The sequence below is a fragment of the Methylobacterium sp. WL7 genome (assembly GCF_008040085.1).
GTDB classification, from domain to species: Bacteria; Pseudomonadota; Alphaproteobacteria; order Rhizobiales; family Beijerinckiaceae; genus Methylobacterium; species Methylobacterium mesophilicum.
The window spans coordinates 1-19,511 of record NZ_VRVG01000022.1; the positions used below are offsets into that span (position 1 = coordinate 1).

Here is a 19,511-nt window from a genome sequence, read left to right on the forward strand (position 1 = left end):
GTGCATCAGGCGCTCACCGCCTCCTCGATCCGGCCGGAGCGCAGGCGCACGGTGCGGTCGCACAGGCGGGCGAGGCCGTTGTCGTGGGTGACCAGCACCAGGGTGGCGCCGCGGTCGCGCTTGAGCCGGAACAACAGGTCGACGATCTGCCGGCCGGTGGCCTCGTCGAGGTTACCGGTGGGCTCGTCGGCCACCAGGATCGCCGGATCGGGGGCGACCGCCCGGGCGATGGCGACGCGCTGCTGCTCGCCCCCAGAGAGCTGGGCCGGGTAATGGTGCAGCCGGTGCCCGAGGCCGACCGCCTCCAGCTCGGCGCGGGCGCGCTCTAGGGCGCCGGGCCGGTCGGCCAGCTCCAGCGGCAGCGCGACGTTCTCCAGCGCCGTCATGGTCGGCACGAGGTGGAAGGCCTGGAACACGATTCCGATCCGCCGGCCCCGGAACCGGGCCAGCGCGTCCTCGTCGAGGCGGGCGAGGTCGGTGTCCTCGATCACCACGCCGCCGGAATCCGGCCGCTCCAGCCCGGCCATCACCATCAGCAGGGTCGACTTGCCCGAGCCCGAGGGGCCGACCAGCCCGACCGCCTCGCCGCGATCGACGCTGAGCGAGATGCCGCGCAGGACGTGCACCCGCGCTGCCCCGCGGCCGAGGCTCAGATCGATGGCGGACAACGCGATCGCCGGCTCGCGCAGCACCTTGTCGTGGCTCACGGGGCGGACGATCTGTGGGCGATGACGAGCATGGCGCGCGAGGTCCTGTCTTGGTTTCAAACTTGGCTGCACGGGCCGTTGATGCAGCGCGATATGGGGCGCGCATTGGGGCCGCGCCATGACGGCGTTCGCCCAGCCCGACGGGCCGCCCTGTTTGTCGCAGCGCTAGCGGGTCTGGTGTTCCCTTTCATGACAGCGACCCACGCGGCGACCACCGGCCCGGTCAAGCTCGTCGCCCTCGGGGACAGCCTCACCGCCGGCTACCGCCTGCCGTCCGACGCGGCCTTCCCGACCGTGTTGGAGCGCCTGCTCAAGGCCAAGGGCGCGGACGTGACGGTCGCCAACGCCGGCGTCTCCGGCGACACCGCCACGGGCGGGCTCGACCGGGTCGACTGGTCGGTGCCGGATGGGACCGCCGGGGTGATCCTGGAACTCGGCGCCAACGACATGCTGCGCGGCACCGACCCCAAGGTCACCGAGGGGGCGCTCGCGGCGATCATCGAGCGGTTGCAGACCCGGGGGATCCCGGTGCTGCTCGCCGGCATGCAGGCCGCCCCCAATCTCGGCCCGGACTACAAGGCGCGGTTCGACGCGATCTTCCCGACGTTGGCCAAGCGCTACGACCTGATCCTCTACCCGTTCTTCCTCGACGGGATCGTCGGCGACCGGGCCCAGCACCTCGATGACGGGCTGCACCCGAACCGGCAGGGCGTGGAGACCATCGCGACCCGGATCCTCCCCACGGTCGAGACTTTTTTGGGGGGCCTCCGGCAGGGGGCGTCGCGCTGATGCCGCGCCTGTTCACCGGGCTCGCGATCCCGACGGAGATTGCCGAGGCGCTGCGGATCTATCGGGGCGGCCTGCCCGGCGCGCGCTGGATCGAGCCAGCCGACTACCACATCACCCTACGGTTCCTCGGCGATGTCGAGGTGCCGATGGCGGAGGACGTGCTGGAGGCGATGGCCGAGATGCGGGTGCGCCCTGCCCTCACGGTGACCCTCGATGGGCTCGGCATCTTCGGGGGCGACAGGCCGCGGGCGCTCTACGCGTCGGTGGTGCCGAGCCCGGAGCTGATCGACATCCAGGCCGAGCAGGAGCGGCTGGTCCGTCGGGCGGGCATCGAGCCCGAACGCAGGAAGTTCACCCCGCACGTCACCCTGGCCCGCCTCAAACGCGACGCCAGCCCGGAGGCGGTGGCGATGTATCTCTCGCAAGGGCCGGCCTTCGCGCCGCTTTCTTTTGCCGCCGACCGGGTGACGGTGTTCTCGGCCAAGGAATCGACCGGCGGTGGTCCGTACCTCGCGGAGGCTGAGCTTTCGTTCGTGTGAGGTGTCAGATCCGAACCGCACGCGCCACCGGATCCTGACCGGCCGCTACAACCTCCGCAAAGCCACGCTCTCGATCCGGTGGCTCGCGCCCTTGGTGAGGATCAGGCTCGCCCGCTGGCGGGTCGGTAAGATATTCTCGCGCAGGTTCGGCAGGTTGATCGTGGTCCAGAGCCGGTCGGCGATGTCCAGCGCTTCGGTCTCCGGCACCTCGGCGTATTTTCGGAAGTACGAGCGCGGGTCCCGGAACGCGGTCTGGCGCAGCTTCATGAACCGGGTGACGTACCAGCGGTGCAGGTCGTCCTCGTGGCCGTCGAGATAGATCGAGAAGTCGAAGAAGTCGGAGACGAACGGGATCGCGGTGCCGTCCCGCGGCAGGCGGGCGGGCTGGAGCACGTTCAGGCCCTCGACGATCAGGATGTCGGGGCTCTCGACCACCCGCTCCTCCCCGGGTACCCGGTCGTAGACCAGGTGGGAATAGAGCGGCGCGGTCACGCGCTTGTGCCCGGCCTTCACGTCGTGGAGGAAGCGCAGCAGCGAGGCGGTGTCGTAGCTCTCCGGGAAGCCCTTGCGCTCCATCAGGCCGTGCTCAGCGAGTTCGGCATTCGGGAGCAGGAAGCCATCGGTGGTGACGAGGTCGACCTTCGGGGTGTTGGGCCAGCGGGCCAGCAGGGCGGCCAGGATACGCGCGGTGGTCGACTTGCCCACCGCCACCGATCCGGCCAGCCCGATGATGTAGGGGGCCTTGGTCTCGCGCTCGGCCAGCAGGAAGCGCTGCGTCGCCTTGAACAGCCCCTGCGTCGCCGCGACGTAGAGCGAGAGCAGCCGCGACAGCGGCAGGTAGATCGCCACCACTTCCTCGACCGAGATCGGGTCGTTGATCGACTGCAGCCGCTCGATGTCCTCGGCCTTCAGCGTCAGCGGCGTGTCGGCGCGCAGCTGCGCCCATTCCTCGCGGCTAAACCGGCGATACGGCGAGAGCCGATCCGATTCGTCGAGGATCGCCTCGACCGAGCCCGGCAGTGCGGCCGCGTTCACGCGGGGCGCCTCGCGGCCTTCTCGGCGATTCCGCTCTGGGCGGTGCGGCGTTCCAGCTCCTCCATCACGGCGTCGAGCTCGACGCCGCCGGCGCGGAGCAGAACCACCAGGTGGTAGAGCACGTCCGCGGCCTCGTTCCGCAGGCCGGTCTTGTCCCCCTGTACGGCCGCGATGGCCGCCTCCACGGCCTCCTCGCCGAGCTTCTTCGCCGCCTTGGCCGGCCCCTCGGACAGGAGCTTGGCCGTGTAGGAGGTCTCCGGGTCGGTCCCGGCGCGGCTCGCGACGAGCTTGGCGAGGTCGGCGAGCGTGTAGGCGGTCATGACGTGATCTGCATGTGAGGTCGTCTTTTGTGCAACGTCCCGGATATCCGATCCGGCACGATGCGCCAGCGTTTGATGGTGCATCATCGTTCCCCGAAAGCCGGCAACCACCGTTCGGGATGATGCTCGAAGGTCCAGCCGAGGCCGTATTCGGCAGGAAACTGCGCTTCAGTCGCCCCGCGGGCAAGCAGCGCGGGTGAAGGCGGCCCGTCTTTGTCGGGCTTATGCGGTGTCGAAATCGATTCGGCGAAGGTGCTCAGCCGTTCGGCAGGTGCCGGGCCAGCGATTCCAGCACGGCCATGCGCACCGCCACCCCCATCTCGACCTGCTCGCGGATCAGCGACTGCGCGCCGTCGGCGATCTCCGAGGAGATCTCGACCCCGCGGTTCATCGGTCCCGGATGCATCACCAGGGCGTCCGGTTTGGCGAGCGCCAGCTTCTCGGCGTCCAGGCCGAAATACCGGAAATACTCTTTCACGGAGGGCACGAACGAGCCGTTCATGCGCTCGCGCTGGAGGCGCAGCATCATCACGATGTCGCAGCCGTCCAGGCCCTTGCGCATGTCCGTGAAGGTCTCGACGCCGAACCGCGCGATCCCGGCGGGCAGCAGCGTCGAGGGCGCGATCAGGCGGACCCGGGCGCCCATCGCCTGCAGCAGGATGATGTTCGAGCGCGCCACCCGCGAGTGCAGGACGTCGCCGCAGATCGCGACCTGAAGCCCCGCGATCCGGCCCTTGTTGCGGCGGATCGTCAGCGCGTCGAGCAGCGCCTGGGTCGGGTGCTCGTGGGCGCCGTCGCCGGCATTCACCACGGCGCAATCGACCTTGCGGGCGAGCAGGTGCACCGCGCCGGCCGATTCGTGGCGCACCACGATGATGTCCGGCCGCATGGCGTTCAGCGTCGCCGCGGTGTCGATCAGGGTCTCGCCCTTCTTCACCGAGGAGGAGGCGACCGACATGTTCATCACGTCGGCGCCGAGTCGCTTGCCGGCAAGTTCGAACGAGGATTGCGTCCGGGTCGAGGGCTCGAAGAACAGGTTGATCTGCGTCCGGCCCCGCAGGGTCGTGCGCTTCTTCTCCACCTGCCGCGAGATGTCGACGGCGGCGTCGGCCGCGTCGAGCAGCACCTCGATGTCGGGCCGGTTCAGGCCCTCGATGCCGAGGAGGTGCCGGTGCGGGAAGGCCGGAGGCGCGGGACTCGTCATGATGAGACCGGGGTGTAGGTCCGGCTGGTCGTTCCGGCAAGGTGGGCAGGCGCCTGCGGCCCTTTTCATGGCCTGTGCCTGCGGCCTTTATCTCTATGGTTGGTAACTTCGGCGCCCGCGCCACGTATCAGCCGGATCCCGCGGCATCCGCGCCGCCATCGCCTCGCGAGATGTACGCTTGAGAACCGATACTCTGGCCGCCGCCCCGGCGCTCGAAGCCCCGGAGACCGTCGACGCCTCCGGGCGGCGCTGGTTCTACCGGCACCCCGCAGTGATCCGGGTGGCGCACTGGGTCAACGCCGCGGTGCTGCTGGTGCTGCTGATGAGCGGCCTGCAGATCTTCAACGCCCACCCGGCGCTGTACTGGGGGGCGGTCTCGACCTTCGACGATCCGGCCCTGGCGATCACCAGCGAGCAGGGACGCGACGGCACGAATCGCGGCGTCGTGACGATCGGGTCGCACAGCGTCGACACGACCGGGGTGTTCGGCCTGTCCCGGGAGGGCGACACCGCGGTGGACCGGGCCTTCCCGGCCTGGGCGACCCTTCCGGCCGACCAGGATCTCGCCACCGGGCGGCGCTGGCATTTCCTGTTCGCGTGGCTCCTGGTGATCAACGGCGCGGTCTATCTGCTCTACGGGCTGTTCAGCGGCCAGCTCCGCCGCCGCCTGATCCCGGACGGCGACCAGATCCGCGACTTCGCCGGCTCCGTGAAGGAGCACCTGCTGTTACGCTTCCCCGAAGGCGAGGAGGCCAAGCGCTACAACGTCATCCAGAAGCTCACCTACCTCGTTGTGGTGCTGGGGCTCCTGCCCGCCATGGTGCTGGCGGGGCTCGCCATGTCCCCGGGCGTCGACGCCGCCTGGCCCTGGCTGCCGGAGCTGTTCGGCGGCCGGCAGTCGGCGCGCAGCATCCACTTCATCGCCGCCGGGCTGCTGGTGCTGTTCGTCGTGGTCCACGTGCTGCTCGTTCTGGTCTCCGGCCTCGTCAACAACATGCGCGGCATGCTCACCGGCTGGTTCAGCCTCGGCCGTCCCGAGAAGGAGACCGCGCGATGATCCTGCACCGCCGCAAGCTGCTCACCGCCGGCGCCGGATTGGCGGGGACCGCCCTGCTCGGCGGCTGCGACCGCTTCGCCGGGACCGAGACCGGGCGCCGCACCCTCAAGGTCGGCGAGGACGCCAACCTGTTCGTCCAGCGGCTGCTGATGTCCCCCGCCACCCTGGCCCGGGAATACCCGGCCGCGATGATCTCGCCCTGGTTCAAGCCGAACGGCACCATCGACCCGCCGGATCGGGATTTTCGCGCGCTGGCGGCCAAGAAGTTTTCCGACTTCAAGCTGACCGTCGACGGGCTGGTGCAGACGCCGCTGTCGCTCAGCCTGGCGGACCTGCGCGGGCTGCCGGCGCGCACCCAGATCACCCGCCACGATTGCGTCGAGGGCTGGAGCTGCATCGGGCAGTGGTCCGGCGTCCCGCTGGCCGAGCTGCTCACCCGGGCCGGTCTGAAGCCGCAGGCGCGCTACGCGGTGTTCCACTGCGCCGACACGCTGGAATATGCCGGCGGCGGTCTCGAGGGCGGCGACGGCGCCTCCCTGTGGCGCCACGAGCATCCCGGCTCGGTTCGCGACGGCTTCATCCACCTCGCGGCCGCCGAGGATTGGGACGGCACACCGACCGCGACCGACGCGCCCAAGGACGATTGGGGCCAGGGCGCGCCGGAGCCGGAGGCGCCGGAGGATCAGCGGACCCCGATCCGCTACTACGAGAGCATCGACCTGTTCGACGCCGTGAACCCGCAGACGATCCTGGCCTACGACCTCAACGGCAAGCCGCTGCCGGTCTCGAACGGCGCGCCCCTGCGGCTCAGGGTGGAACGCCAGCTCGGCTACAAGCAGGCCAAGTACGTGATGCGGGTCGAATTGGTGGAATCGGTGGCGGGTTTCGGCCAGGGTAAGGGCGGCTACTGGGAGGATCGCGGCTACGAGTGGTACGCGGGGATCTGAACAGGTCGAGCCCGCCCCGCCGTCAGTGCGCGCGCGGCGGGGCAACCCGGTCTGGCGCGCGATCCCCGCGTGTAGCGCTGGGCGGGTCGCTTGGCTGGGCGGGTCGCTTGGCTGCGCGTCCCACGACGGCATGAGGCAAGCCGGCCAGGTCGACGGTGATCGCCCGCGATCCGCAATCCTGTCGGATTCGCGCCCCGCGCATGACAGCCCCCGGCGAGCCGCTCGGCGACCGTCGCCATTTGACAACCCGTGCCCCGTAACCCACTTGTCCCCGGCGCGAGGCCCCGGCCCGACGGCGGGCATTTGTCCCACGCGAATTTCGAACAGAATTCGTCCGTCGCGCCCAGGCTCCGTCGAGGGGCAGAGGTCTGAATGAAAGTCGTCGTCGTCGAGTCGCCGGCCAAAGCCAAGACGATCAATAAGTATCTTGGCCGCGACTATGAGGTGATCGCCTCCTTCGGGCACATCCGCGACCTGCCGGCCAAGGACGGCTCGGTCGATCCCGAGCAGGATTTCCACATGGTCTGGGAACTCGCGGACCGCGGCGCCAGCCGGGTCAGCGAGATCGCCAAGGCGTGCAAGGGCGCGGACAAGCTGATCCTGGCGACCGACCCGGATCGCGAGGGCGAGGCGATCTCCTGGCACGTCCTGGAGGCGCTGAACGCCCGCAAGGCGCTCAAGGGCATCCCGGTCGAGCGCGTCACCTTCAACGCCATCACCAAGGCCTCGGTCGAGGCCGCGATGCGCAAGCCGCGGGAGATCGACCAGGCGTTGGTGGACGCCTACCTGGCGCGCCGGGCGCTCGATTACCTCGTCGGCTTCAACCTCTCGCCCGTCCTGTGGCGCAAGCTCCCCGGCGCCCGCTCGGCCGGCCGCGTGCAATCGGTGGCTTTGCGGCTCGTGGTCGAGCGCGAGATGGAGATCGAGAGCTTCAAGCCGCGCGAGTATTGGTCGATCGTCGCGACCCTCACCACCAAGGACGGCGCGACCTTCGAGGCCCGCCTGGTCGGGGCCGACGGCAAGCGGATCCAGCGGCTCGATGTCGGCACCGGCGCGGACGCCGCCGCGTTCAAGCGTGACCTCGAACTCGCGAGCTTCCAGGTAGCGAGCGTCGAGGCGAAGCCCGCCAAGCGCCACCCGCAGCCGCCCTTCACCACCTCGACGTTGCAGCAGGAAGCATCGCGAAAGCTCGGGATGGCGCCGGCGCAGACCATGCGGGTCGCGCAGCGCCTCTACGAGGGCGTGGACGTCGGCGGCGAGACGGTCGGCATCATCACCTACATGCGGACCGACGGCGTCGACATGGCGCCCGAGGCGATCCAGGACACCCGCAAGGTCATCGGCACCGAGTTCGGCGACCGCTACGTGCCGGACGTCCCGCGCAAGTACAGCGTCAAGGCCAAGAACGCGCAGGAGGCCCACGAGGCCGTGCGCCCGACCGACATGAGCCGCCTGCCCAAGATGGTGGCGCGCCACCTCGAGCCGGAGCAGGCCAAGCTCTACGACCTGATCTGGACCCGCACGATGGCGAGCCAGATGGAATCGGCCGAGCTGGAGCGCACCACCGTGGAGGTGGCGGCGAGCGTCGGCCCGCGCCGGATCGACCTGCGCGCCACCGGCCAGGTCGTGAAGTTCGACGGCTTCCTGGCCCTCTACCAGGAGGGCAAGGACGACGAGGAGGACGAGGAGAGCAAGCGCCTGCCGCCGATGAAGGCCGGCGAACCGCTCACCCGCGAGCGCATCACCTCGACCCAGCACTTCACCGAGCCGCCGCCGCGCTATTCCGAGGCGAGCCTGGTCAAGCGCATGGAGGAGCTCGGCATCGGCCGGCCCTCGACCTACGCCGCCGTTCTCCAGACCCTTCGGGATCGTGAGTACGTCAAAATCGAAAAAAAGCGGCTGCAGCCGGAGGACAAGGGGCGCCTCGTCACCGGCTTCCTGGAGAGCTTCTTCCGGCGCTACGTCGAGTACGATTTCACGGCCGACCTCGAAGGCCAGCTCGATCGGGTCTCCAACGCCGAGATCGACTGGCGGGCGGTGCTGCGCGACTTCTGGAAGGACTTCTCCGCGGCGATCGGGGAGACCAAGGAACTGCGCGTCACCGACGTGCTGGAGGCGCTCAACGGCCTGCTCGGTCCGCACATCTTCCCCGACCGGGGCGATGGCGCGAACCCGCGCACCTGCACGGTCTGCGGCACCGGCCAGCTCTCGCTGAAGCTCGGCAAGTTCGGCGCCTTCATCGGCTGTTCGAACTACCCGGAGTGCAAGTACACCCGCCAGCTCTCGGCCTCGGGCGTCGACGGCGACGGGGACGGCTCCTCGGGCGAGGGCGGCCAGCCTGGCGTCCGGGTGCTGGGCGACGATCCCGTGACCGGCATGCCGGTGACGATCCGCGACGGGCGTTTCGGGCCGTTCGTCCAGCTCGGCGAAGCCTCCACCGAGAAGGATGCCGCGAAGCCGAAGCGCTCGTCGCTGCCCAAGGGCCTCTCGCCGTCCGAGGTCGGCCTCGACAAGGCGCTGGCGCTGCTGGCGTTGCCCCGTGAGGTGGCGCGCCACCCCGAGACGGGTGAGCCGATCCTGGCCAATCTCGGCCGGTTCGGTCCGTACGTGCAGCACGGGAAGATGTACGCCAATCTCGGCAAGGACGACGACGTGCTGGAGATCGGCGCCAACCGCGCCATCGACCTGATCGTCGCCAAGGAACAGGGCGGCGGCCGCGGCCGGCCTGCCGCCGATCCGGGCCGCCCGCTCGGCAAGGACGAGACGAGCGGACGGGACCTCGTGGTCAAGGCCGGCAAGTACGGCCCCTACGTCACCGACGGCGAAGTCAACGCGACGCTGCCGAAGACCATGAATGCCGAGGCGCTGACCCTCGACGAAGGGATCGCGCTGGTGAACGCCAAGCGGGCGTCGGGCGGCGGCAAGCCGGCCAAGCGCAGCTCGGCCCGGAAGGCGCCGGCGCGGGCGGCTGCCGGCGAGAAGAAGCCTGCGGTGAAGAAGCCGGCCGCGAAGAAGCCGGCGGCCAAGAAGCCGGCCGCGAAGAAATCCGGAGCCGGCTGAACGCCGGACCCGCTACGCGCGAAGGGACGCTCGGATTTCGTCGCGCCTAGGCCAGGTAGCCGATCGTCGCCGCCAACGCCGTGGCGACGGTCGCCAGCGTGATGGTCAGGCCGTTCACCAGCACCCAGGCTTGCGGTACGACCGAGGGCGCATCGTCCTCGCACCCGAACGCGGTGCCGGCGGCCTGCTCGAAACGGATCAGGGTGAGGCGGCGGGCCTCGATCGCGGCGTTGCTCATCGACGGCGGCTCCCGGACCACGGTCAAATTCTTTTCCGACAGAACGCGGTCGGATCCACCCGGTTCCGATCCGGGTGGCGGCTGAGAAACCGTTAACCCACGATTGTGCAACGTGGCGATGACGGCGCCGTCGCGCCGCGCCGGCCGCGCCCCTCGCTCGTGGCGGCGCAGCATGCGATGGTGGAGTGGTTCGGCGACGCACCGGACCCTCTGGATGTTTCTGTTTTGTTCCGCTATGAAGCGGGGATGAAGGCGCATGCTGCACGATCCCAGGTCCGATCGCCAAAGGCCCGTCTGCCCGACGCCGAGCCGGCCGATGCGCCGCGTGCGCGGAGGCCGCGCGTGAGCGATCCGGCGCGCGACCTGTTCGGGCCGGGAGCTAAGCCCCCTGGCCCGCGTCCTGCGGAGCCGCGGCGGCGGCTGGCGGAATCGGCCTCGGTCCCGGCCATCGCGGCGGCCGAGCCCGAGGCTGGCTACACGGCCTCCGACATCGAGGTGCTGGAGGGCCTGGAGCCGGTCCGGCGCCGGCCCGGCATGTATATCGGCGGCACCGACGAACGGGCGCTGCACCACCTCTTCGCCGAGGTGATCGACAATTCCATGGACGAGGCGGTGGCTGGCCATGCCAGCTTCATCGAGGTCGAGCTGGAGGAATCCGGTTCCCTAGTGATCAGCGACAACGGTCGCGGCATCCCGGTGGACCCGCACCCGAAATTCCCCGGCAAGTCGGCGCTCGAAGTCATCATGACGACGCTGCACGCGGGGGGTAAGTTCGACTCGAAGGTCTACGAGACCTCCGGCGGCCTGCACGGCGTCGGCATCTCGGTGGTGAACGCCCTGTCCGACCTCCTCGAGGTCGAGGTCGCCCGGAACCAGACCCTCTACCGCCAGACCTTTTCGCGCGGCCATGCGCAGGGGGCCCTCGAACTCGTCGGACGGGTCCAGAACCGGCGCGGCACCCGGGTGCGGTTCCACCCCGATGCCGAGATCTTCGGCTCCCTGAAGTTCGACCCGCGCCGCCTGTTCAAGATGGCGCGCTCCAAGGCCTACCTGTTCGGCGGCGTCGAGATCCGCTGGCGCTGCGCCCCCGCCCTGCTCGAAGGGCTGGAGGGCGTACCGGCCGAGGCGGTGCACCGGTTCCCGGACGGGCTGCGCGACTACCTGGCCCGGGACATCGAGGGCAAGGACCTGGTCACCGAGGCGATGTTCACCGGCAAGGTGACCAAGCCCGGCTCGCACGGCTCGCTCGAATGGGCGGTGGCCTGGATGGTGGCCGAGGACGGCTTCTCGCATTCCTACTGCAACACCATCCCGACGCCGGAGGGCGGCACCCACGAGGCCGGCCTGCGGGTGGCGCTGCTGCGGGGCCTGCGCGAGCATGCCGAGCGCGTGAACCAGGCCAAGCGCATGATGGCCGTGACCACCGACGACGTCATGGCGACCTGCGCGTCGATGATGTCGGTGTTCATCCGCGAGCCGGAATTCCAGGGCCAGACCAAGGACAAGCTCGCCACCGTGGAGGCGCAGCGCATCGTCGAGACGGCGGTGCGGGACGCCTTCGACCATTGGCTGGCCGCCTCCCCGGCCCAGGCCAACAAGCTGCTGGACTGGGTGATCGACCGGGCCGAGGAGCGGCTGCGCCGGCGCCAGGAGAAGGAGGTCGCCCGCAAGAGCGCGACCCGCAAGCTGCGCCTGCCCGGCAAGCTGGCCGATTGCTCGGCCGCCGGAACGGCCGGCTCGGAGATCTTCATCGTCGAGGGCGATTCCGCCGGCGGCTCGGCCAAGCAGGCCCGGGACCGGACCACCCAGGCGATCCTGCCCTTGCGCGGCAAGATCCTCAACGTCGCGTCGGCGTCCCGGGACAAGCTCGGCGCCAACCAGCTGATCTCGGACCTCACACTGGCGCTCGGCTGCGGCACCGGTGCGGCCTTCCGCGAGGCGGATCTGCGCTACGAAAAGGTGATCATCATGACGGACGCCGACGTCGACGGCGCCCACATCGCCTCGCTGCTGATCACGTTCTTCTACCGGCAGATGCCGAAGCTGATCGATCGCGGCCATCTCTACTTAGCGATTCCCCCGCTCTACCGGCTGCAGCAGGGCTCGAAGGTGGTGTATGCGCGGGACGACGCCGACCGGGAGCGGATCACCAAGACGGTGTTCAAGGGCGGCAAGGTTGAGATCGGGCGCTTTAAGGGCCTGGGCGAAATGATGCCGGCCCAGCTCAAGGAGACCACCATGGACCCGAAGAAGCGCACGCTCCTGCGGGTCGCGATCCTCGAAGAGGCCCGGGAATCCACCGGCGATACGGTGGAGCGCCTGATGGGCAATAAGCCCGAGGCCCGCTTCGCCTTCATCAGCGAGCGCGCCGCCTTCGCCGAGGGGGCGGATCTAGATATCTGAGACGGGTGGTCGCTGCCCTCAGGGCTGAGAGCCTGGTTTCCAAAGGGCGTGCCCTTTGGCGGGACATCAAGGCAGAGCCCTGATGTCTCGGGCGAAGACCTGGCAGCATGGTTTCACCCTGCACCCACAAAAGGTCCGCGACCTTTTGAAACCACGATTTTTCATCACTCGAGATTTGGCAGTGTCTTGGATCTGGATGCCCTGACGCCGACCCGGGCCAGTCTAATCCGTCGCCATCGCCTTGGCCGGGTCGAAGGGCTGGGCGGCCGCGACAGTGTCCTTGCTCATGTTGAGCACGGCGGAAAAGCGATCCCCGCCCGGCCGCAGCACGAGGGCATCCGGCTCCACGGCGATGCGCTTGCTGCCGAGGCCCAGGAGGCCGCCGACATCCAGCACCACCGCCTTGAGGGTCCCGCCATCGGCGATCAGCAGGTCGTCGATCTTGCCGACGTTGTCGCCGGCCGCGTTGCGGACCGTGACGCCGATCATCTGCGTGGCCAGGAACGCGGCGGGCTTGAGACCCTGCCGCTTGGTCGCGGCGTCGGCGCTGGCCGCCGTCATCAGCCGCCCGCCACCCGCGCCGCCTGTTGACGTACCCGGCCCGGTGCCGGGCAGCACCGTCTTGTTGCCGATGACGCTGGCGTCTTGGGCGTGGGCCGGAGGCCCGGCCAGGGCGATGACGGCCAGCGGCAGAAAAACGAGTGACGTTCGCATAGGGATGGCTCCGGAGCATCCGAGCAATCCGGGCGCTACGGCCATAATTCCACGCCGGAGGGGCCGTTCCTGTCGTCCCTGTCGCACCGGGCCTCCGAAAACGACGAAGGGCCCGGCCTTGCGGCCGGACCCTCCCTCGCTGCGGCGCCGGCTGGGCCGGCGCCGAGGTTCGATCTTAGTACGAGCCGAACTTGTAGTTCACGCCGGCGCGGACGACGGCGAACTCGGTGTTGGCGGCGGCGCCGTTGAGGTAGGCGGTGCCGTTCGGGGCCAGCAGGTTGCCGTAGAACACGCCACCGGCGGTGTTCTTCTGACGGTCCAGGTTCACGTACAGGCCTTCGACCTTGAGGGTCACGGCCGAGGACTTGAAGAAGTTCAGGAACGAGTCGGTGGGCAGGGCGTACTCGATGCCGCCGCCGACGGCGTAGCCGGTGCGGAAGCTGCTGCGGAAGTTCCGGCCAGCGAAGTTCTGGTCGTCCTGACCCGAGCCGTAGGCGTAACCGCCGGTGGCGTACACGAGGGTCCGGTCGAAGGCGTAGCCGAGGCGGCCGCGGGCGGTGCCGAAGTAGTCGAGGCCGTTGCCGCTGGTGGCGACGAAGGCGCGCGGGTTCGAGAACGCGGCGCCCGGAGCGCCGGTCACGCCGTAGTTCAGGGTGCCGTTAGCGCGGCGGGCGAAGTCGACGTACTGGGCGTCAGCCTCGAAGCCGACCACGATGCCGGAGCCCGGGGTGAACTGATAGTTGTAGCCGATCTGGGCGCCGCCGGTGAAACCATCGTTGGCGCCGCGGTTGCCGACGCTGACGACGGCATTGGTGTTCGGCGAGTTGATCAGCGAGCCGGCCGGCAGGGCGTAGTTGGCGGTATTGCGGCTGCTGGCATCGAAGCCGTAGCCGGCGTTCACGCCGAAGTAGGCGCCGGTCCAGGTGAACACCGGCACCGGCGTGAACACCGGCGGCGGCGCAGCGCGACGCGGCAGGTCGGCCGCGGAGGCGGCGGCGGTCATGCCGGCGAGAACGGTCGATGCAAGAAGAACTTTTTTCATGGTGCCATGGGTCCTGGGGTTGGCTTGAGCCGGCTGCCTTCTAGGCGCTCTCGGTCGGCGGGTCTGTCGCTTTCCTGCAACAAGCTCGGCCAGACTAGCCCGATCTCGTCAACGAAAGGTGAAGGTTACGCGCGCACAACCCTGTCGTCGGCGCATGAGTGTGTATCAGAAGCTGCATCGGCGTTTGAACAAAGTCTGAAGATTAGTCGGGCTCCTTTATCCGGGGATGCCGGGATCTGTCCGATTCGGGTCCGTCGCCAGTCGGGCTCTTCCGCGTCGGCGCCGGGGACGGCGTTTTATTCTGGTACGGTGAGCGCTTGCTCGTCCCGTCCTGCGTAAGTCGGCGGTTAACCATGGTGTGGTAACCGTCCCGGATCGACCGTTGCCCGCCGCACGCCCGACCGAGAAGGACAGACCATGCTCCCGCCCGCCGAGCGGAGTCAGAAGCCCTTCGGGACTCGCCGACCCGCCGTCGAGCCGGACAGGTCCACGCGCACGCATCCAGCTACGAGCATTGCCCAGACCCGGCCCGCGGGATCCCTGGCCTGGGCGCTGCGCATTTCGGCCGTCGTGGGTCTGCTCGCCCTGGTCGCGACCCACCAGCTCGCCCGGTTGAGCCAAGCCGGCCCGGCATCGGTCCAGCTCGCCCTGGTCGGACAGGGGCTCACCGCCGATCCGGAGACGACCGGCTCGCTCGCGCCGGCCGGCGCCGCCCGGGTGACCCGCCTCGACCCCTGCCTGCTGCCCGCCCTGGACCGTCACCAGCCCTGATCGGCTGTGCGTGGGACCCGGATGCGCGCATTGCGAGATTGACAAGCTGCGCCAAGCCCCTAACTGACTGCCCCATGCGCCCCGCGGCCACGGGTGCGTTCGTGCGCCTTACGTGAGCCCTCCCGAGCCGTTGCCGCGACGGTGTCCACCGCGCCGGCCGGGCGCGCAACGGTTCCTGAACGCAGATGCCTTTTTCCGACCTGGGACTGAGCGAGAAAGTCCTCAACGCCGTCGAGACGGCGGGTTACACCGAGCCGACTCCGATCCAGGCTCAGGCGATTCCTCACGTGCTCGCGCGCCGGGACGTCCTCGGCATCGCCCAGACCGGCACCGGCAAGACCGCGGCGTTCACGCTGCCGATGCTGACGCTGCTGGAGAACGGCCGCGCCCGCGCCCGGATGCCCCGCACGCTGATCCTGGAGCCGACCCGGGAACTCGCGGCGCAGGTGGTCGAGAATTTCGACCGCTACGGCACCAACCACAAGCTCAATGTCGCGCTCATCATCGGCGGCGTGTCCTTCGCGGACCAAGACGCCAAGCTGACGCGCGGCACCGACGTGCTGATCGCCACGCCGGGCCGGCTGCTGGACCATTTCGAGCGCGGCAAGCTGCTTCTCACCGGGGTCGAGCTGCTGGTCATCGACGAGGCCGACCGTATGCTCGACATGGGGTTCATCCCCGACATCGAGCGGATCGTGAAGATGGTCCCGTTCACCCGGCAGACGCTGTTCTTCTCGGCGACCATGCCGCCGGAGATCGAGCGGCTGGCGGACATGTTCCTGCACAACCCGCAGCGGATCGAGGTGGCGCGGCCGGCTTCCACGGCCTCGACCATCACGCAACGGCTGGTGGCGGTCGGCTCCGAGGGGCACGCCAAGCGCGAGCGCCTGCGTACCCTGATCCGCGGCGAGTCCGAGCTGAACAACGCCATCATCTTCTGCAACCGCAAGCGCGACGTCGCGCTGCTGCAGAAGTCGCTGGTCAGCCACGGGTTCGACGCCGCCGCCCTCCACGGCGACATGGACCAGCGGGCGCGCACCACCGCGCTGGACGCGTTCCGCGCTGGCGAGACCGCCCTGCTGGTCGCCAGCGACGTGGCGGCCCGTGGTCTCGACATCCCGGCGGTCAGCCACGTGTTCAATTTCGACATCCCGCACCACCCCGAGGATTACGTTCACCGGATCGGCCGAACCGGCCGGGCTGGCCGGAGTGGCGCCGCCTACACCCTGGTCGCCCCCGGGGACGACCGCTCGCTGGGCGCCATCGAGGCGCTGATCGGGCAGCCGATTCCCTGGTTCGACGGTGACCTGTCCACGGTGGCCGATCCGTCCGCCGACACCGGCACGCGGCACCGCGGCCGATCGGGCGAGGGCCGCCGCGGCGGGCGCTCGGGCAAGTCCGAGGGGCGGTCGTCCGAGGCCCGGTCGTCGGTCGACCGCTCGCCCGAGGGGCGGTCGTCGGCTGGGCGCTCCGAGCGGCGCACCTCGGAGGGCAGATCTTCCGAGAGCAGGACTTCGGAGAGCAGGTCGTCGGAGACCAGTCCGGTGGAGGCCAGGGCACCGGAGCCGCGTACGTCCGAGGCCAGGTCGGAGCCCCGTGCCGAGGCCAAGCCGAACGGTCGCGAGGGCAGCGGACGCCAGCGCTCCCGCGGCGGGTCGGCCGCCGCGCGTGGCGAGACCCGTCCGGCCCCGCGTCCCGAGCCCGTCCGCGAGGAGCGGATGCGCGAGGAGCGCGGCCGCCGCAACGAGCCCGACGGGGATACCCCGATCGGACTCGGCTCACACGTCCCGGCCTTCTTGCTTCGACCAGTTTTGGCAAAGAAAGAGAAGTAACGCCCGGCTTAACGTTCCAGCTACGAACCGGCACTAGACTGGTTTTGGGCCGTGTTTAGTGATCCACCGGCGGCCTCGGACCGCGGGTTACGGATGAGCCAGGAGACCTATTCGGATCGCGACCGCAGCTTCGCGCTTGCGAAGCGGGCGCACGATCTGATCCACGATTACGGTCCCTCGGCCACCCCCCGCGCCTACGCGGTCTGGTACGCCTACGTGTCGGGCGAACTGCCGCTGCTGGGCGACGCGGTCAAGCGTCGGACCACCCAGAACGGCTGCCTGACCGAGTCCGACATCGACGACCTGCACGAGACCTATCTCGACGGGCGCCAGCTCACGAGTGCCGCCGGCGACGTCAGCCGCAGCGTGCTCGACGAGATCGAAGCGGTGACCGAGATCCTCGATTTGTCGCTCGGTTCGACCACGCAATACGGCGAAGCCCTGCGCGGCCTGGCCCAGGATCTCGCCCAGGAGGGCATGCCGACCCGGGCGCGCCTCGGCGAGATCGTCTCGACCCTGGTCTCCACCACCCGCGAGGTCGCGGTGAACAACCGTGTCCTCGAGGCACGGATGCGCGAGACCCGCACCGAGATCGAGACCCTGCGCGAGAAGCTGGAGGCGAGCCGGCTCGAGAGCCTGACCGATGCGCTGACCGGGCTGGCGAACCGCAAGCATTTCGAGGAGATGCTGAAGGCGACCCTGGAGGCGTCCCGCCTCGGGGACGTGCCGATGAGCCTGGTCGTGCTCGACATCGACTTCTTCAAGCGCTTCAACGACCTGTACGGCCATCTCACGGGCGATCAGGTGTTGCGGCTCGTGGCGATCGTGATGCGGGAGAATGCCGGCACGCAGGCGCTGCTCGCCCGGTTCGGCGGCGAGGAGTTCGGCATCGTGCTGCCCGGCGCCGACCGGGTCCTCGCCCGACAGGTGGCCGAGAAGGTCCGGACCAGCGTGATGGGACGGGAACTCGTGAAGCGCTCGACCGGCGAGTCGCTTGGCAAGGTCACGATCTCGCTCGGCATCGCAGTTCTGCACGCCAGCGACAGCCCGGCCTCACTCCTGGAGCGCGCCGACCTGTGCATGTTCGCGGCCAAGCGCGCCGGCCGGAACCGCGTCGTGGACGACGCGGCCGAGACGCTCCCGCAGGTGGCCTGACGCGAGGCCGAGACGTTTGATCTCGCATCATCCGTTTCCGAAAGCCGGAAACCACCTTTCGGGATGATGCTTTAGACCCGGGCCGGGATCCGGTCTTCCGAGACCGGCGTGATCGCTACCGATTCGCCGCAGCCGCAGGCCGAGGTCTGGTTCGGGTTGTTGAACACGAATTGCGAGGCGAGCTTTGTGGTGGTGAAGTCCATCTCGGTACCGAGCAGGAACAGCACCGCCTTGGGATCGACGAACACCCGGACGCCGCGATCCTCGACCACGTCCTCGCCGGGATTGGCCGCCTCGGCATATTCCATCGTGTAGGACATGCCGGCGCAGCCGCCGTTGCGGACGCCGACCCGCAGGCCCGCGATCGGCCGGTCGGCATCCGCCATGATCGCCTTGATCCGCTCGGCCGCGCGATCGGTCAGCGAAAGAACCTTGAAGCCTGCAAACATCGTCACCCTCCCGCCCATCCGGGTTCAAGGCCCGGGAGCGCGCATTCTGACAGACACAAGATAAGCATCCGTCCCCGCCCGGTCCACTACGGTCGGGCCACAGGGCCGCGGCATTCGGCGCGTCAGGCCGTTTCGCCCGTGAGCCGCGCGAAGGTGGCGAGATCGACGTTGCCGCCGCTGATCACCACGCCGACGCGCTTGTTCGTGATGTCGACCAGCCCGTGCAGGACCGCCGCCGCCGCCAGGCAGCCGGTCGGCTCGACCAGGATCTTCATCCGTTCGGCGAAGAACCGCATGGTCTCGACGAGCTGGGCGTCCGAGACGGTCAGGATGTCGGCGACATCCCTGCGGATGATCGCGAAGGTGAGGTCGCCGAGCGCCGTCGATTGCGCCCCGTCCGCGATGGTCCGGGGTACCGGGATGGTGACGATCGCGCCCCCGCGGAACGATTGCTGCCCGTCATTGCCGGCCTCCGGTTCCACGCCGATCACCCGGCAGCCCGGCGACAATTCCGTGGCGGCGAGCGCGCAGCCGGCGAGCTGGCCGCCGCCTCCGAGGCAGGCCACCAGCACGTCGAGGGGCCCGGCCTCCGCGATCAGCTCCTGCGCCAGCGTCCCCTGCCCGGCAATCACATCGCGGTTGTTGAACGGCGGGATCACCGTCATGCCCCGGGGCTCGGCGAGTTCCCGGCCGAGCGCCTCCCTATCCTGGGTGTAGCGGTCGTACAGCACGACCTCGGCGCCGTAGCCCCGGGTCGCCGCGATCTTGGCCGCGGGGGCGTCGCCCGGCATCACGATCGTCGCCGGGATGCCGAGCAGCTGGCTCGCCAGGGCGATCGCCTGGGCGTGGTTGCCGGAGGAGAACGACAGCACCCCGCGGGCACGGACCGCCTCCGGGAGGGCGCTGATCGCGTTGTAGGCGCCCCGGAATTTGAAGGCGCCGCCCCGCTGCAGGTTCTCGGCCTTGAAGAATAGTTTTGCGCCGGTCCGCGCATCGGCGGTGCGCGAGGTCAGCACGGGGGTCCGGTGGGCGATCCCGGCGATCCGCTCCGCGGCCCGGGCGACGTCCGCGAAGGTCGGCACGCCGCTCTCGGCCGTCGTCGTCTGTGCTTGCTCCGGCATCGTATCCCACAAAGCTCCTGCCTGAGAACCGTGCTCGATCGCGCTGCGATCGGGCACGGCTGCGTGACCTCGACCGCCTGCGCGCGCCCGCTCCGGACCGGAATCACCCCGGCGGACCGCTCCCGGCC

Annotated in this window: 18 protein-coding genes; 9 read left to right on the top strand and 9 right to left on the bottom strand. The window is 69.4% G+C overall.

The features are described from left to right. Nucleotides 1-5: 5 nt before the first annotated feature. On the bottom strand, nt 6-689 hold the full coding sequence (locus tag FV233_RS08495) for an ABC transporter ATP-binding protein (RefSeq protein ID WP_147854355.1): 684 nt from the start codon (nt 687-689) through the stop codon (nt 6-8). Nucleotides 690-896: 207 nt separating this feature from the next. Here FV233_RS08495 and FV233_RS08500 point away from each other — a divergent pair, with 207 nt between their 5' ends. Both FV233_RS08500 and thpR read left to right on the top strand, forming a co-directional pair. Next, on the top strand, nt 897-1,496 hold the full coding sequence (locus tag FV233_RS08500; protein WP_147854353.1) for an arylesterase: 600 nt from the start codon (nt 897-899) through the stop codon (nt 1,494-1,496). Continuing rightward, complete coding sequence (gene thpR, locus FV233_RS08505) at nt 1,496-2,035, top strand: RNA 2',3'-cyclic phosphodiesterase (RefSeq protein ID WP_147854352.1); 540 nt, start codon at nt 1,496-1,498, stop codon at nt 2,033-2,035. The genes FV233_RS08500 and thpR overlap by 1 nt, the downstream gene beginning before the upstream one ends. A gap of 45 nt (nt 2,036-2,080) precedes the next feature. Here thpR and coaA read toward each other — a convergent pair whose 3' ends face one another. The 3 genes from coaA to FV233_RS08520 all read right to left on the bottom strand — a co-directional run bounded on the left by coaA (nt 2,081) and on the right by FV233_RS08520 (nt 4,594). Further along, on the bottom strand, nt 2,081-3,070 hold the full coding sequence (coaA, locus tag FV233_RS08510) for a type I pantothenate kinase (protein WP_147854351.1): 990 nt from the start codon (nt 3,068-3,070) through the stop codon (nt 2,081-2,083). Continuing rightward, the gene (locus tag FV233_RS08515) at nt 3,067-3,390 is read right to left on the bottom strand and encodes a phosphoribosyl-ATP diphosphatase (protein ID WP_147897227.1); all 324 of its coding nucleotides are present in this window, start codon (nt 3,388-3,390) and stop codon (nt 3,067-3,069) included. The genes coaA and FV233_RS08515 overlap by 4 nt, the downstream gene beginning before the upstream one ends. 256 nt (nt 3,391-3,646) lie before the next feature. After that, nucleotides 3,647-4,594 (bottom strand): aspartate carbamoyltransferase catalytic subunit, encoded by a 948-nt coding sequence (locus FV233_RS08520; protein ID WP_147897228.1) that lies wholly within the window; start codon nt 4,592-4,594, stop codon nt 3,647-3,649. Nucleotides 4,595-4,787: 193 nt separating this feature from the next. On the opposite strand from FV233_RS08520, the gene FV233_RS08525 reads away from it, so the two are divergent. From FV233_RS08525 to topA, 3 genes are all read left to right on the top strand, one after another. Then, nucleotides 4,788-5,651: a cytochrome b/b6 domain-containing protein gene (locus FV233_RS08525; RefSeq protein ID WP_147897251.1), complete on the top strand. Its 864-nt coding sequence runs from the start codon at nt 4,788-4,790 to the stop codon at nt 5,649-5,651. Then, nucleotides 5,648-6,598: a molybdopterin-dependent oxidoreductase gene (locus tag FV233_RS08530; protein ID WP_147897229.1), complete on the top strand. Its 951-nt coding sequence runs from the start codon at nt 5,648-5,650 to the stop codon at nt 6,596-6,598. The genes FV233_RS08525 and FV233_RS08530 overlap by 4 nt, the downstream gene beginning before the upstream one ends. Before the next feature lie 372 nt (nt 6,599-6,970). Further along, nucleotides 6,971-9,658, top strand: coding sequence for a type I DNA topoisomerase (gene topA, locus FV233_RS08535; protein WP_147897230.1), 2,688 nt, complete (start codon nt 6,971-6,973; stop codon nt 9,656-9,658). Between the two features lie 46 nt (nt 9,659-9,704). Here the strand turns inward: topA and FV233_RS08540 are convergent, their stop codons facing one another. Continuing rightward, a complete protein-coding gene (locus tag FV233_RS08540) occupies nt 9,705-9,896 on the bottom strand; it encodes a hypothetical protein (RefSeq protein WP_147897231.1) in 192 nt (63 codons plus the stop codon). Between the two features lie 342 nt (nt 9,897-10,238). On the opposite strand from FV233_RS08540, the gene parE reads away from it, so the two are divergent. Further along, nucleotides 10,239-12,299, top strand: a complete 2,061-nt coding sequence (gene parE, locus FV233_RS08545) for a DNA topoisomerase IV subunit B (protein ID WP_147897232.1) — start codon at nt 10,239-10,241, stop codon at nt 12,297-12,299. Between the two features lie 222 nt (nt 12,300-12,521). Here the strand turns inward: parE and FV233_RS08550 are convergent, their stop codons facing one another. Both FV233_RS08550 and FV233_RS08555 read right to left on the bottom strand, forming a co-directional pair. Then, the gene (locus FV233_RS08550; protein WP_147897233.1) at nt 12,522-13,013 is read right to left on the bottom strand and encodes a PRC-barrel domain-containing protein; all 492 of its coding nucleotides are present in this window, start codon (nt 13,011-13,013) and stop codon (nt 12,522-12,524) included. A 175-nt stretch (nt 13,014-13,188) separates the two neighbouring features. Beyond that, nucleotides 13,189-14,055: a porin family protein gene (locus tag FV233_RS08555; protein WP_147897234.1), complete on the bottom strand. Its 867-nt coding sequence runs from the start codon at nt 14,053-14,055 to the stop codon at nt 13,189-13,191. 417 nt (nt 14,056-14,472) lie between these two features. On the opposite strand from FV233_RS08555, the gene FV233_RS08560 reads away from it, so the two are divergent. The 3 genes from FV233_RS08560 to FV233_RS08570 all read left to right on the top strand — a co-directional run bounded on the left by FV233_RS08560 (nt 14,473) and on the right by FV233_RS08570 (nt 17,813). Continuing rightward, nucleotides 14,473-14,826 carry a hypothetical protein gene (locus tag FV233_RS08560; protein ID WP_147897235.1) on the top strand — a complete coding sequence of 118 codons (354 nt, stop codon included), beginning with the start codon at nt 14,473-14,475 and terminating at the stop codon, nt 14,824-14,826. A gap of 185 nt (nt 14,827-15,011) precedes the next feature. Continuing rightward, nucleotides 15,012-16,658, top strand: a complete 1,647-nt coding sequence (locus FV233_RS08565; protein ID WP_147897236.1) for a DEAD/DEAH box helicase — start codon at nt 15,012-15,014, stop codon at nt 16,656-16,658. 93 nt (nt 16,659-16,751) lie between these two features. Further along, entirely contained in the window at nt 16,752-17,813 is a 1,062-nt protein-coding gene (locus FV233_RS08570) for a GGDEF domain-containing protein (protein WP_147897237.1), read from the top strand. Between the two features lie 71 nt (nt 17,814-17,884). Here FV233_RS08570 and FV233_RS08575 read toward each other — a convergent pair whose 3' ends face one another. Together FV233_RS08575 and FV233_RS08580 are read right to left on the bottom strand one after the other, a co-directional pair. After that, nucleotides 17,885-18,262: an iron-sulfur cluster assembly accessory protein gene (locus tag FV233_RS08575; RefSeq protein ID WP_147855707.1), complete on the bottom strand. Its 378-nt coding sequence runs from the start codon at nt 18,260-18,262 to the stop codon at nt 17,885-17,887. Between the two features lie 122 nt (nt 18,263-18,384). Continuing rightward, nucleotides 18,385-19,383, bottom strand: coding sequence for a threo-3-hydroxy-L-aspartate ammonia-lyase (locus FV233_RS08580; protein ID WP_147855708.1), 999 nt, complete (start codon nt 19,381-19,383; stop codon nt 18,385-18,387). Nucleotides 19,384-19,511: the final 128 nt, after the last annotated feature.